This is a genomic window from Microbispora hainanensis, assembly GCF_036186745.1.
Taxonomy (GTDB): domain Bacteria; phylum Actinomycetota; class Actinomycetes; order Streptosporangiales; family Streptosporangiaceae; genus Microbispora.
The window spans coordinates 1,077,723-1,091,727 of the sequence record NZ_CP108086.1 but is presented as its reverse complement, the minus strand read 5'-3'; the positions used below and the strand labels follow the sequence as shown (position 1 = coordinate 1,091,727).

The 14,005-nt window shown below is 70.9% G+C and carries 11 protein-coding genes; 5 read left to right on the top strand and 6 right to left on the bottom strand.

Annotated elements, in window-relative coordinates:
* Positions 1-224 precede the first annotated feature (224 nt).
* The 3 genes from OHB01_RS04915 to OHB01_RS04905 all read left to right on the top strand — a co-directional run bounded on the left by OHB01_RS04915 (position 225) and on the right by OHB01_RS04905 (position 4,554).
* Complete coding sequence (locus OHB01_RS04915; protein ID WP_328854991.1) at positions 225-2,093, top strand: phosphoenolpyruvate carboxykinase (GTP); 1,869 nt, start codon at positions 225-227, stop codon at positions 2,091-2,093.
* Between the two features lie 145 nt (positions 2,094-2,238).
* The gene (locus OHB01_RS04910; protein ID WP_142650317.1) at positions 2,239-3,000 is read left to right on the top strand and encodes an isoprenyl transferase; all 762 of its coding nucleotides are present in this window, start codon (positions 2,239-2,241) and stop codon (positions 2,998-3,000) included.
* Between the two features lie 243 nt (positions 3,001-3,243).
* Positions 3,244-4,554 carry a PhoH family protein gene (locus OHB01_RS04905; protein WP_142650318.1) on the top strand — a complete coding sequence of 437 codons (1,311 nt, stop codon included), beginning with the start codon at positions 3,244-3,246 and terminating at the stop codon, positions 4,552-4,554.
* Between the two features lie 30 nt (positions 4,555-4,584).
* Here the strand turns inward: OHB01_RS04905 and OHB01_RS04900 are convergent, their stop codons facing one another.
* Genes OHB01_RS04900 through OHB01_RS04890 form a run of 3 tightly spaced genes read right to left on the bottom strand, consistent with a single transcriptional unit; the run spans position 4,585 to position 7,278 of the window.
* Positions 4,585-5,154 carry a hypothetical protein gene (locus tag OHB01_RS04900; protein ID WP_142650319.1) on the bottom strand — a complete coding sequence of 190 codons (570 nt, stop codon included), beginning with the start codon at positions 5,152-5,154 and terminating at the stop codon, positions 4,585-4,587.
* A complete protein-coding gene (locus tag OHB01_RS04895; protein WP_142650320.1) occupies positions 5,151-6,596 on the bottom strand; it encodes a sensor histidine kinase in 1,446 nt (481 codons plus the stop codon). The genes OHB01_RS04900 and OHB01_RS04895 overlap by 4 nt, the downstream gene beginning before the upstream one ends.
* A gap of 7 nt (positions 6,597-6,603) precedes the next feature.
* Complete coding sequence (locus tag OHB01_RS04890) at positions 6,604-7,278, bottom strand: response regulator transcription factor (protein WP_142650321.1); 675 nt, start codon at positions 7,276-7,278, stop codon at positions 6,604-6,606.
* Positions 7,279-7,548: 270 nt separating this feature from the next.
* On the opposite strand from OHB01_RS04890, the gene OHB01_RS04885 reads away from it, so the two are divergent.
* On the top strand, positions 7,549-8,241 hold the full coding sequence (locus OHB01_RS04885; protein WP_261985674.1) for a lytic transglycosylase domain-containing protein: 693 nt from the start codon (positions 7,549-7,551) through the stop codon (positions 8,239-8,241).
* An 80-nt stretch (positions 8,242-8,321) separates the two neighbouring features.
* Complete coding sequence (locus tag OHB01_RS04880) at positions 8,322-10,286, top strand: glycosyltransferase family 2 protein (RefSeq protein ID WP_168066310.1); 1,965 nt, start codon at positions 8,322-8,324, stop codon at positions 10,284-10,286.
* Between the two features lie 13 nt (positions 10,287-10,299).
* On the opposite strand, the gene OHB01_RS04875 is transcribed toward OHB01_RS04880, so the two are convergent.
* From OHB01_RS04875 to OHB01_RS04865, 3 genes are read right to left on the bottom strand one after another with little or no spacing between them, the layout of a single operon-like run.
* On the bottom strand, positions 10,300-11,319 hold the full coding sequence (locus OHB01_RS04875) for an alpha/beta fold hydrolase (RefSeq protein WP_142650324.1): 1,020 nt from the start codon (positions 11,317-11,319) through the stop codon (positions 10,300-10,302).
* Positions 11,316-12,653 carry a tannase/feruloyl esterase family alpha/beta hydrolase gene (locus tag OHB01_RS04870; protein ID WP_328854990.1) on the bottom strand — a complete coding sequence of 446 codons (1,338 nt, stop codon included), beginning with the start codon at positions 12,651-12,653 and terminating at the stop codon, positions 11,316-11,318. Before OHB01_RS04870 ends, OHB01_RS04875 begins: the two co-directional genes overlap by 4 nt.
* Complete coding sequence (locus OHB01_RS04865; protein ID WP_142650326.1) at positions 12,653-13,990, bottom strand: MFS transporter; 1,338 nt, start codon at positions 13,988-13,990, stop codon at positions 12,653-12,655. Before OHB01_RS04865 ends, OHB01_RS04870 begins: the two co-directional genes overlap by 1 nt.
* Positions 13,991-14,005: the final 15 nt, after the last annotated feature.

Here is a 14,005-nt window from a genome sequence, read left to right as displayed (position 1 = left end):
CGGTGCTGCGGGTAAGGGGAAGAGCGACGTTTTTCCAACAGGGCCAGAGTGGGTAAGGTCCCACAACATCACGGCCACTGCCTGTGCGGATGGCGTCCGTGGCCATGAAGTAGAGAATGGCGCCGATTTAACGGAGTGGAAACTCGATGGTCTACTCCAATTGGATTCGGAGGCCATTCTTCGCCGATGATGCTCTGGCCCTGAGAGATTAAGGAGCCGCCCCCGTGTCCATTTCAGTAGAGGTACCCACGCCCACGAGTCACAGCGATCTGGCGGCCTGGGTGACCCGGATCGCGGAGCTGACCCAGCCCGACCGGATCGAATGGTGCGACGGCTCCGAGGCCGAATGGACGCGCCTGACCAACCTCCTGGTCGAGCAGGGCACCTTCACGCGGCTGGCCAAGCGTCCCAACAGCTTCTACGCGGCCTCGGACCCGAGCGACGTCGCCCGCGTGGAGGACCGCACGTTCATCTGCTCCGAGCATGAGGAGGACGCCGGGCCGACCAACAACTGGATCGCGCCCGACGAGATGCGCCGCACGTTCGCCACGCTGTTCAAGGGCTGCATGCGGGGCCGCACGATGTACGTCGTGCCGTTCTGCATGGGTCCCCTGGGCGGGAACATCTCGCAGCTCGGCGTCGAGATCACCGACTCGCCGTACGTCGTGGTGTCGATGCGGATCATGACCCGGATGGGCGAGGACGCGCTGCGGCTCATCGAGGAGCGCGGAGCGGCGCGAAAGGCCCGAGAGAGCGAGGCACGAGCCAGCGAGGGCCGCGGCAAGCGCGACCATGAGCACGGCGACTTCGTGAAGGCCGTCCACTCGGTGGGCGCGCCGCTGGCGCCCGGCCAGGCCGACGTGCCGTGGCCGTGCAGCCAGACCAAGTACATCAGCCACTTTCCGGAGACCCGCGAGATCTGGTCGTACGGCTCGGGCTACGGCGGCAACGCGCTGCTGGGCAAGAAGTGCTACGCGCTGCGGATCGCCAGCGTGATGGCCCGCGACGAGGGCTGGCTGGCCGAGCACATGCTGATCCTCAAACTCACGCCGCCGCAGGGCGAGGCGCGGTATGTCGCCGCGGCCTTCCCGTCGGCGTGCGGCAAGACGAACCTCGCCATGCTCCAGCCCACGATCCCGGGCTGGAAGGTCGAGACGATCGGCGACGACATCGCCTGGATGCGCTTCGGCCCCGACGGCCGGCTGTACGCGATCAACCCGGAGGCCGGGTTCTTCGGCGTCGCGCCCGGCACCGGGCGGTCCACGAACGCTAACGCGATCGAGACGCTGTGGGGCAACAGCATCTTCACGAACGTCGCGCTGACCGACGACGGGGACGTCTGGTGGGAGGGCCTCACCGACGAGCCGCCCGCGCACCTCATCGACTGGAAGGGCCGTGACTGGACGCCGGACTCCCCGGAGCCCGCCGCCCACCCGAACGCCCGGTTCACCACGCCGGCCGAGCAGTGCCCGACGATCGCCCCCGAGTGGCAGGACCCCGCCGGGGTGCCGATCTCGGCCATCCTGTTCGGCGGCCGCAGGGCGACCGCGGTGCCGCTGGTGACCGAGTCGTTCGGCTGGCAGCACGGCGTGTTCCTGGGCGCCAACGTGGCCTCGGAGAAGACCGCGGCGGCCGAGGGGAAGGTCGGCGAGCTGCGCCGCGACCCGTTCGCGATGCTGCCGTTCTGCGGCTACAACATGGGCGACTACTTCGCCCACTGGCTGGAGATCGGCAGGATGACCGATCCGGAGAAGCTGCCGAGGATCTACTACGTCAACTGGTTCCGCAAGGACGCGAACGGCCGCTTCCTGTGGCCGGGCTTCGGCGAGAACAGCCGGGTGCTCAAGTGGATCGTCGACCGGCTGAACGGCGTGGCCGACGCCGTGCCCACGCCGATCGGCAACCTGCCGGCCTCGCTCGACACCGAGGGCCTCGACATCGCGCCCGAGGACATGGAGCTCCTGCTCAGCGTCGACCCCGAGGTGTGGCGCGAGGAGGCGGCGCTGATCCCGCCCCACTTCGAGACCTTCGGCGACCACATGCCGAAGGAGCTGTGGGACGAGTACCGCGCCCTGGTCCAGCGCCTGGGCTGAGTGGTCCGGCGGCTCGTCCGGTGCCCGCCGGCGCCCGCCGGGGCGGGCCGCCCCGGCGGGCCGCCCCGGCCCGGGGAGGGCAGGGCACACCGGTTCGCCCGCGATAATTGGTGATCGAGCCCATCGTCGCGAGGAAGAAGGTCGCATGAGCGCGCGCGATCTCGTGTACAAGCTGTACGAGCGCAGGCTCGAACGGAAGCTGTCCTCCGACCAGATTCCCCGCCACGTCGGCGTCATCGTGGACGGCAACCGCAGGTGGGCGCGGGCCATGGGCCTGCGGGACGTCAGCCGGGGCCACCAGAAGGGCGCCGACAAGATCTCCGAGCTGCTCGTGTGGTGCCGCGAGGCCGGGGTCGAGTACGTGACGCTGTGGCTGCTCTCCACCGACAACCTGTCCAGGGACAAGGCCGAGCTCGATCCGCTGCTCCAGGTGATCGAGAACCTCGTCCAGGATCTCGTGGACCAGGGATGGCACCTCAATCCCATGGGCTCGCTCGACCTTCTGCCCGATCACACGGCTCGTGTCCTCAAACACGCAAAAGAAACCACATCGCATCGTCCGGGCCTGATTGTGAACGTTGCCGTTGGGTATGGAGGAAGGCGTGAGATCGCTGATGCGGTGCGCTCCCTCCTCCAGGAGCATGCCAGCAAGGGCGCAAGCATCGAGGACCTCGTCGAGGTCCTCGACGTCGAGCACATCGCTGAGCATCTCTACACGCGCGGCCTGCCCGACCCGGATCTCGTCATCCGGACCTCGGGAGAGCAGCGGCTCTCCGGATTCCTGCTCTGGCAGAGCGCCCACTCCGAGTTCTACTTCTGCGAGGCCTACTGGCCCGACTTCCGCAGAGTCGACTTCCTGCGGGCGCTCCGCTCGTACGCCGCACGGCACCGTCGGTACGGCTCCTGAGACGGTACGTGACCAGCGTCTTTTTACCAGCGAAAACCTATTGGGCTGGGGAGATTCGTTACGTAACGTGGTAGCTGAGCGGCCGTCGAGGGGATCGGCGGCCACCACCTCGGGAGAGGGCCCGTCCTTGCGCGACCACCATGCGAGGAGGGCCGGAGCCCCGGTCTGCTCTCGCAGGTCACGGGCCCGGTCCGTTCACCACCAGTCAAGGCAGGGCGCCCTCAGGCGCCCGGGGGAGAACGCGTGGCAGTGTCCTCGAGCAACCCGTCCACATCCCGCACCTACGTTCTGGACACGTCCGTCCTGCTCGCCGACCCGGCGGCGATGAGCCGCTTCGCCGAGCACGAGGTCGTCGTCCCGATCGTCGTCGTCACGGAACTGGAGGCCAAGCGCCACCACCCCGAGCTCGGCTACTTCGCCCGGGAGGCGCTGCGCTTCCTCGATGACCTCAGAGTGCGGTACGGACGGCTGGATGAGCCCATGCCGATCGGCGACGGGAACATCCGGGTCGAGCTGAACCATAGTGATCCGTCCTGCCTCCCGGCGGGCTTCCGCTTGGGCGACAACGACACCCGCATCCTCACCGTCGCGCAGAACCTCGCGGCGGAGGGCAAGGACGTGGTGCTGGTGTCGAAGGACCTGCCGATGCGGGTCAAGGCGGCGTCCATCGGCCTGGCCGCGGAGGAGTACCGCGCCGGCATGGTGGTGGAGTCCGGCTGGACCGGCATGGCGGAGCTCCAGGTCACCACGGAGGAGATGGACGCCCTCTTCGAGGCCGGCAGCGCCGACATCGAAGAGGCGCGCGACCTGCCGTGCCACACCGGCCTGCGGCTGCTGTCGAGCCGCGGCTCGGCGCTCGGCCGCGTCCTGCCGGACAAGTCGGTGCGTCTGGTGAGGGGCGACCGTGAGGTCTTCGGGCTGCACGGCCGGTCGGCGGAGCAGCGGATCGCGCTCGACCTGCTGATGGACCCCGACGTGGGCATCGTGTCGATGGGCGGCCGGGCCGGCACAGGAAAGTCCGCGCTGGCGCTGTGCGCGGGGCTGGAGGCGGTGCTTGAGCGCCGTCAGCACCGCAAGATCATCGTCTTCCGCCCCCTGTACGCCGTGGGCGGCCAGGAGCTCGGCTACCTGCCCGGCTCAGAGAACGACAAGATGGGCCCGTGGGCCCAGGCGGTCTACGACACGCTGGGCGCGGTCACGTCTCCCGAGGTCATCGAGGAGGTCATCGACCGGGGCATGCTGGAGGTCCTGCCGCTGACGCACATCCGCGGCCGTTCCCTCCACGACGCCTTCGTGATCGTGGACGAGGCGCAGTCGCTGGAGCGCGGCGTGCTGCTGACCGTGCTGTCCCGCATCGGCGCCAACTCGCGGGTCGTGCTCACCCACGACATCGCCCAGCGCGACAACCTGCGGGTGGGCCGGCACGACGGCGTCGTCGCCGTGGTGGAGAAGCTCAAGGGCCACCCGCTGTTCGCCCACATCACGCTGACCAGGTCCGAGCGGTCGCCGATCGCCGCCCTGGTCACCGAGATGCTGGAGAACATCACGCTGTAGTAGCCGCGATCGACGAGAGGGGCACAAGGCTCACGGGGGGAGCTGGCCGTCTTTGGGGGCCAGATCCCAGAACTCCCGGCAGGTGTGGACCTTCAGGGGCCCGTTCTTGTCGGGAGTCGCGTGAGCGATCTCCACGGCCCAGATCTCCGGGCGCAGCCGCGCCGTACAGGTGATCTGGGCCATGGCGGTCCTGGTGATCTTCCAGCCGCTCACGAACAGCCGTACGCGCAGGCTGAGGGTGGCGTCGGGGTCGTTGCGGCTGCCGGCGTCCGGGGCGTACCTGACGAGCTGCACCTGGGCCAGCGTGAGGCCGGTGAGCGCGGTGGACAGCTGGTTCGGCGTCCGCCCGCTGGCCGCGAACAGCGCGTAGAGCACGTCGTTGACGTGGGGTGAGCGCGCCGCGACGCGGGTGGGCCACAGCCGGCCGTCCCGCAGCATGTAGATCGTGACGAGGGTGGGCGTGCCGCTGATGACGGGGGCGGGACCGGCGTCGATCACCCCGGTCGGCGCGACCCCGCAGGCCGCCGACACCATGAGCAGTGCCGCGAGCAGGCCCGCGAGCAGGGCCCTGGACGCGCGCCTGGTCCGTCCGCGGCTCATGGTTTCGGGATCCAGACGCGGAAGAGGGTGCCGGGGTCGCAGCGTTCGGCCCTGATCGAGCCGCCGTGCAACTCGGCGTTGGCCTTGGCGATGGCCAGGCCGAGACCGCTGCCCACGCTCCTGGCCCGGTCGGTGCCGGCCTTGTAGAAGCGGTCGAAGACGTGGGGAAGCACCTGCTCGGGGATGCCGCTCCCGTGGTCGCGCACGCTCACTTCGAGCGCCCCGTGATGCTCGCCGCCGACCGCCACCCGCGCGCCGACAACCACGGGAGGCGCGCCGTGGTTGAGCGCGTTGCCGACGAGGTTGGCGACGATCACGTCGAACCTCCGGGCGTCCAGCGAGAACGTGAGCCCGACGGGCACGGTGAGCTTCACCCGGTCGGCCCAGCCCCGCACCTCCAGGCAGTCGGCCAGCGTGTCGCCCACGTCGACCGTCTCCCGGCGGAGCGTCGCGGCGCCCGCGTCGAACCGGCTGATCTCGATGAGGTGCTCGACCAGCACCCGCAGCCGGTCGATCTCGCGGACGACGATCCGCACCGCCTCCCCGGCGTCTTCCGGCAGGTCGTCGGCGTCCTCCGACAGCATGTCGGTCACCGCGGTCATCGCGGTCAGCGGCGTGCGCAGCTCGTGTGAGACGTCCGCGACGAACCGCCGCGACATCGACTCCAGCGTCCGCAGCTCCGAGACACTGCCCTCCAGCGCCGCCGCCGTCTCGTTGAACGTCGCGGTCAGCTCCGCCAGCTCGTCCCGGCCGCGTACGGGGAGGCGGACGTGCAGCTCACCTGCGCCGAGGGCGCGGGCGGCCGCGCCCAGCCGCCGTACGGGCAGCAGCACCCGCCGGGCCGACAGCAGGGCCAGGGTCAGCGCCAGGACGAGTGTGATGGCTCCGGCCTGCGCGAGAGCGTTCCTGAGGCGGAACAGCACGGCCTCCTCGTCCGACAGCGGCACGAAGACGTAGGCCGTCAGGCCGGTCGGGCGCAGCATGTCGTCGCGGGTGGCCCGCTGGATCTGCGTGGCGACGATCAGCCACGGATGGTCCCTGAGCAGCACCCTCTGGTAGACGAGCCGCCGGGCCGCCTGCCAGCGGAGCTGGTCGGGCACGTCGGCCATGGTGAACCTGGCGCCGGCGCTGGAGCTGCGGTGGTCGCCGTAGGTCACGATGACGGTGCGCTCCGGCGCCTCCAGCGCCTGCACGACCCCGCTGAGGTCCTCGTCGGTGACGGTGGTGTCGCTCGGCCAGACCACGTCGCTCGCGCCGATCGGCAGCGTGATCTTGGAGAGCGTCTCCCGTACGTCGGCGACCGCGGTCCGCTCCGCGCGGTCGAGCATGCCCCGGCGGATGATCTGGTAGCCCAGGCCCGCCACCATGGCGGACGCCGTGACCGCCACCAGCAGGAAGGTGATCACCAGCCGGGCCTGCAACCCGGTGGGCACCCAGCTCATGTCGGGGTCATGGCGGGCTGAAGCGGTATCCGAAGCCGCGCACCGTGTGGATGTAGACGGGGTCGGCGGGCACCGGCTCGATCTTGGCGCGGATGCGCTGCACGCACGCGTCGACCAGCCGCGAGTCCGCCACGTGCGTGTGGTCCCACACGGCGCGCAGGAGATAGCGGCGGTTGAGCACCTGGCCGGGGTGGCGGACCAGTTCGAGGAGCAGACGCAGCTCGGTCGGGGTGAGGTGGATCTCCTTGCCCGAAAGGCTCACCTTGAGGGCTCCGCGGTCGATCACGAGGTCGCCGAAGGTGAGGCGGTCGGGCGAGGCGGACTCCAGCCGGCGCAGTACGGCGCGGATACGAGCGTCCAGCACCCGCGGTTCGACGGGCTTGACGACGTAGTCGTCCGCGCCGGCCTCCAGCCCCACCACCACGTCGAGGTCGTCGCCTCTGGCCGTGAGCAGGATGATCGGCAGCGGGTCGAGTCTGCGGATGCGGCGGCACACCTCGACTCCGTCGATGCCGGGGAGCATGACGTCGAGGATCGCGATCTCGGGGCGGCGGGAGCGTACGTGTTCGAGGGCCTCCTCGCCCGTGGCGTACGCGGTCACCGAGTGGCCCTGCCGGGTGAGCGCGAGCTCGAGTCCGGCGCGGACCGAGGGGTCGTCTTCGACCAGGAGGATGCCTGCCACTCGGTCATTATGGTGCGAACCTCACCATTTCCCTATTTGTCACAGCCCTGTGACACCGTCAGCACCTCATCATCAAGAAGCGGGAGCAGGCTGGTGCGCGGGCACCCATGCCCCTCCCTGTGGCGCAAAGTGTGATTAAAATCACATTGTTGGGGAAAGTCCATGTGATCGGCCATCGAGTCAAGACGTCACCAAACAGGTACCACGATTCGGTTGCGGAGCACCCCCCACCACAGGGCAAGCTCATAAGCCGTGAGCTCTGGTCAGCAGTTGAAGGATCGTCCCCGCGCCGCCCGCCCGCGGCGGGGAACCGGCGGCCGCTCGGGGTCGGGCCGGCTGACCCCCAAGGGGATGGCGATCCTCGCCGTCAGCCTGGCCGTGCTCGCCGGCGGGACGGCCTTCGTCGTCCGCACCTCGATCGAGCACAGCAACGCGCCCAAGCAGGTGCTGGACCCGGACAGCTTCCTCGCGCTCGACCCGAACGCGCCCGATCCCGAGACCGACATCCTCAAGGAGCAGGCGGTCCAGGCGCTGCGCAAGGAGCGGCTGGAAAGCACCCGCGACGACCGGAAGAAGGGCCTCGACCCGGTCGAGATCGCCGAGAAGGCCCCCGGCGGCGGTGGTTTCAGCCCAGCCAACTTCCCGCCCGGCTCCACGCCCGACCCCGGCAGCAACAAGGCGCTCGGCAAGCAGATGGCCGAGGCGCGCGGCTGGGGCGGCGAGTGGGGCTGCCTGGAGAAGCTGTGGGACAGGGAGAGCCACTGGAACGAGCGGGCCATGAACCGCTACAGCGGTGCCTACGGCATCCCCCAGGCGCTCCCCGGCAGCAAGATGGCGAGCGCGGGCTCCGACTGGCAGACGAACCCCGCGACCCAGATCAAATGGGGTCTCGGCTACATCGCCGGCCGCTACAAGACGCCCTGCGGCGCCTGGGCGCACTCCCAGTCGACCGGCTGGTACTGACCGCGAAACTCTGGTCAGGGTTTCTCGACCTTTCGGCAAGCCCGCGCGTACGGCGGGGCTCGCACTGCACGCTTGGCCTCATGGGTGTGAAGGTCAGCGTGGTTATGCCCGTGTCCAACCCCGGGCTGTCGAACGACGCCTTCGGCGCGTCCGTGCGCTCGGTGCTGGAGCAGTCGCTGCCGCCGGATGAGTACGAGGTCGTCTTCGCCGACGACGGATCGACGGACGGGACCCGCAGGCGGCTCGACGCCATCGCCGAGCAACGCGACAACGTGCGGGTCCTGCACCTCGACCACAGTGGTTCGCCCGCGCGCGGGCGCAACGTCGGCCTGTCGGTGGCCCGCGGCGAGTACGTCTACCTGATCGGCCAGTACGACCGGCTGGAGCCGGACGCCCTGGAGCGGATGTACGACAGGGCCGTGGACACCGACGCCGACGTGCTGATCGGCAGGCTCGCCGACCAGGGGCCGCCGCCGGCCGCGTTCTCCCGCGACCGGGACCGGGCCGACGTGCTGCGCGACCACCTGCTCGCGCTGCCGACGGCGCACAAGCTGTTCAGCCGCGACTTCCTGGAGACCTGCCAGCTCCGCTTCGCCGACCGGCCGCTGTCCGAGCAGGCGTTCGTGACCAGGGCGTACCTCGCCGCGAAGGTGATCGCCGTGCTGTCCGACGAGATCTGCTGCCACCTGGGCCCGCCGTCGCCGGGCACGGCGGAGGAGGAGACGCCGGACGCCGAGGCGCTCTTCGACGGACTCAACGCGATCTTCGACGTGGTGGACGCCTACACCGAGCCGGGCCCGCAGCGGGAGCGCATCCAGGCCCACTGGTACAAGACGCTCGGGCTGCGCCGTCTCGCGGGGGCGCGGTTCCTCGCCGCCGAGCCCGACGAGCGCATGATCCTCTTCTCGTTCCTGCGCCGCTTCACCCTCGACCGTTTTCCCGCCGCGCTCGACACTCATCTGCCCGCGCACCTGCGCGCCCGTGCGGCGCTGCTGCGCCTCGACCGCCTCGACGCGCTGGTCGCGCTCGCGGAGGCGTCCCGGGGCGCCAAGCTCAGCGCGGAGCTGCGGGAGCTGCGCTGGGACCAGGGCGTGCTGATGCTCGACCTGAGCGTGGAGATCCTGCGGGCCGGGGGCGCCCCGCTCTGGCTGCGGCAGCGGGGCGACCGGCTGCTGTGGACCCCGCCGCCCGGGGTCGAGGGCCTGCTCGACGGCCTGCTCGACGACGAGGGCGCCGACGTGACCGACGCGGTGCGCAGGGCCCGCGTGGAGGTCTGCGTACGCCACGCGGAGACCGGGGTGGTCCACTCGCTGCCGGTCACCTGCTCGGTGGGCCGTGCGAGCCTCGGCGACCAGGAGCACGGCGGCCAGGTGCGCGTGTGGGTGAACGGCCAGGCCCGCCTCGACGCCGGCGTGGCGGCCCTCGGGCGGCCGCTGCCCGCCGGGCTGTGGGAGATCCACGTGCGCATGCGGGGCGTGCACACGGGCCGCACCCGGGTGGCCCGCCCCGCCCTGCCGATGAGCTGCGCGGGCGCGCTCGCCGGCGAGCCGAAACGGCTCGTCGTGCCGTGCTGGTCCGAGCGCGGCGAGCTGGGCGTCTGCGTGGAGCCGAAGTCGTTCCCCGAGTCGATCGCGCTGGTCTCGTCGCGCGCCTCCGTCGCCAGGCAGGAGGGGCACGTCTTCGTCGTCGTGCCCGTGCCGTACGTGCCGCCGAGCGGGGGGCCGCCGACCGAGCTGGTGCTGCGCGAGCAGGACGGGCGCGGGCGCAGCATGGTCGTGCCCGCGCTGGTCGAGCCGGGGATACCCGGCCGGGTGGCCGGTCAGCTCGTCGCGCGGGTGCCGGTCAGCCGGATCGGCGGGGACGACTGCCTCGGCCCGGGGTCGTGGCGGCCCGCGCTCCGCGTCGACCAGAAGGACGTGGACCTGCTGTTCGGGCTGACGGTGCGCCGCGGCGGGCAGGTGCACGTCCTGCCCGCCGGGGCGTCGCCGCAGGCTCCCTCACTGCTGCGGCGCATCGCCGTCCGCGTCCTGCGCGACCGCCGGTAGCTGTCCGCGCTGTCTATGCGCGCAGGTGGTCGAGGAGGGCCGCGCGGAACTCCTCGGGCCTGTCGAGGTGCGGGCCGTGGCCGGCGCCCTCGATGACGACCTCCCGGTAGTCGCCGTAGCGGTCCAGCACGGCCCGCGTCTGGGCCACCATGGGCTGCGCGGGCGTGCCGTCCCAGCCGGGCACGGCGCCGATCGCGCCCAGGTGGGCGAGGTCGAACAGCGACGTGTCGGAGACGATCACGTCCTGGTCGCCCCTGATCCACAGGATGGGCGGCTTCGGGTCGATCTCGTGCAGGTCGTCGATCCGGAAGTTGGTCGGCGCGATCGTGTTCAGCACGCCCCGCTTGCCCGGGGCGACGTTCGGCCAGGCGTCCGAGGCCGCCGAGTCGCCCGGGTAGTGGTCGTCGCCGATGCGGGTGGACAGCATCGACTCCACGAACGCGTCCTCCTCCTCGCCCAGGTCGGTCCCGGCGGCGACGTACGTGGCACGCAGCACGTTCCGGGGCGAGACGGGGGAGTCGGCGGACCGGTCGCCCGCCCGGAGCGCGGCCACGAACTCGGGGTTGGCCGCGCCGCCGCCGGAGCCCGCGCCGTCGGGGCTGGTGAGCACGCCGTCCGGGCCCGTGGTGCCGCCGAAGCCGTACGGCGAGACGGGGTTGACCAGGACGGCGCTGCGGACCACGTCGGGCCGGTCGCGCAGGGCCTGCATGACGACTCCGCCGCCGAGGCTCCAGCCCACGAGGTGCGCGGGACCGATCCGGTCGAGCAGCGCGAGCACGTCGTCGGAGTAGTCGCGCACGCCGCGGCTCGCGTCCACCGGCTCGGGGTCGGTGTCGCCGAAGCCGCGCAGGTCCACCGCGTACGGACGGAAGCCCTCGGCCGCGATCGCGGTCATCGTCGACCGCCAGAACGCGCTGGAGGAGACGTTGCCGTGGACGAACACCACAGGGTCACCCGCCGAGCCCGGAACGGACAGGACGTTGAGGGTCAGCCGGGACGTGCTGACGCGCTCGGCGGATATGGGTTGGGTCATGGTGTCGCTCCCAATGTGCAGGTGTTCTCAAGGTCGCCCGAGGCCGGGCGAGGCAGGGTGGCGTTCGGGGGCGGCGGGGTGCCCGTGCCGATCCACTTCTCCAGCGCGGTGAACGCGCTGCGGAAGCACGGCAGCAGCGGCCGCAGCCGGTCCGGGAACGACGGGTAGAGGCTGTCGACGTGGTTGCCGCCCTCGAAGCGGTAGTAGCGCATCAGCCGGTCGCGGTGCCGATCACCGATCATCTTGGCGTAGACGTCGGAATCCTTCCGGATCGGCAGCAGCGTGTCCAGGGTGCCGTGCACGATGACCAGCGGCCGCTTGATCTTCCCGGTGAGGCTCACCCGCGCCATCGCCTGCTTCACCGCGGCGGGCCGGGAGGCGTAGTCGTAGTCGGTGTCGCAGCCGGGCGTGCCGGACGCGCAGAACGGCGTGCCGGCCTCGGCGTCGCCGTCGTAGGAGGGATCGAACTCCTCGCGGTAGAGGCGCTGGGTGAGGTCCCAGTAGTACTGGTAGTGGAACGGCCACAGGAAGTCGGACTCCGGCGCGAAGCCCGCCGCCGCCACCCCTGCGCTGTCGCCCTTCGCGTACGCGCGCAGCGCGGGCGGCAGGAACGTCAGCAGGTTGGGCCCGTCGGTGGTGAAGAGCGTGCCCTCCCAGTCGACGCCGCCGTCGAACAGGTCGGGACGGTTCTCGATCTGCCAGCGGACCAGGTAGCCGCCGTTGGACTGCCCGGCCGCGATCGTCGTGCGGGCCGGCCTGCCGTACCGCTGCTTGACGACGGCCTTGGCGGCGACCGCCAGCTCGCTGACCCGGTGGTTCCACTCGGCGACCGCGTCGCCGGGCCGCGCGCCGTCGCGGTAGAACTCGACGCCGGTGTTGCCCTTGTCGGTCGCGGCGTACGCGTAGCCCTTGGCCAGCGCCCAGTCGGAGATCGTGAAGTCGTTGGCGTAGGTCTCCCGGTTGCCGGGCGACCCCGCGACGACCAGGCCGCCGTTCCACGTCTTCGGCAGCCGGATCACGAACTGCGCGTCGTGGTTCCAGCCGTGGTTGGTGTCGCCCGTGGAGGTGTCGGGGAAGTAGCCGTCGATCTGCATGCCGGGCACCCCGCTGGGGTTGACGGCGCCGGGCGAGTTGAGGCCCGACCAGTCCGACTGGTCGGTGTGCCCGGAGACCAGGGTGCCCTTCGTGGTCAGGTCGTCGAGGCAGGCGATCACCTGCTTCTGCGCGCCCGGCACGATCACCTTCGGGCACGCTGAGGCGTGCGATGGGGTGGCCTCCGCCGGGGCGGCGACGGCCAGGGGGAGGGCCAGCGCGAGGGCGGCCAGGGCCTTCATCAGGCCTCCTTCACGATCGCGGCGGCGTGGGCGGCGCCCGAGGTCGGCTGGATGGCCGACAGGTCGCGGTCGCGGGTCTCCCTGGAGGCGACCACCGCGATGATCGTGAGGACCGCCGCCGCCACCACGTAGACGGACACCGGCACGCTCGACCCGTACGCGTCGAGCAGGGCGACCGCGATCAGCGGGGCCACGCCGCCCGCCGCGATCGAGGCGAGCTGGTAGCCGATCGACACGCCCGAGTAGCGCATCCGGGTGGCGAACAGCTCGGAGAAGAACGCCGCCTGCGGGCCGTACATCGCGCCGTGCAGCACCAGGCCGATCGTCACCGCCACGGTGACCAGGAAGAAGCTCTTGGTGTCGATCAGCGGGAAGAACGCGAAGGCCCACAGCCCGACGCCGGCGGCGCCGAGAAGATAGACCGGCTTGCGGCCGATCCGGTCCGACAGCGCGCCCCACAGCGGGATCGTGACGAAGTGGATCGCCGAGCCGATCAGCACGGCGTTGAGCACGGTGCCCTTGGGCAGGCCCGCCGCCGTGGTGCCGTAGACGAGGACGAACGCGGTGATCACGTAGTAGGAGACGTTCTCGGCCATCCGGGCGCCCATCGCGACCAGCACGTCGCGCCAGTGGTGGCGCACCACGCCGACGATGGGGGCCTTCGGCGCGGCCTCCTGCCGCTCCAGCGCCTGCTGGAACACCGGAGACTCGGTGACCGTGAGCCTGATCCACAGGCCGATAAGCACAAGGACGCCGGACAGCAGGAACGCGATCCGCCAGCCCCAGGCGAGGAAGGCCTCCTCGGACTGCACCGCGGCGAGCAGCGCCAGCACACCGGTGGCGATCAGGTTGCCACCGGGAGCGCCGGCCTGCGGCCAGGACGCCCAGAAACCGCGGTTGCGGGCGTCGCCGTGCTCGGAGACCAGCAGCACCGCGCCGCCCCACTCGCCGCCGAGGGCGAAGCCCTGCACCAGACGGAGCACGGTCAGCAGCAACGGCGCGCCGGCGCCGAGCGCGGCGTACGTCGGCATGCAGCCGATGAGGAACGTCGAGCCGCCCATCATGAGCAGGCTGATGACCAGCAGCCGCTTGCGGCCGAGCCGGTCGCCGTAGTGGCCGAAGACCAGCCCGCCGAGTGGCCGGGCGACGAAGCCGACGGCATAGGTGAGGAACGCCAGGAGGGTGCCGGTCAGCTCGTCCTCGGTGGGGAAGAACAGCTTGTTGAACACCAGGGCGGCGGCCGAGCCGTAAAGGAAGAAGTCGTACCACTCGATGGTGGTGCCGATCAGGCTGGCCCCGACCACCTTTCCGATCCGTGCAGGGGGGGTGTTTGCCATGGGAACTCCTCCGAT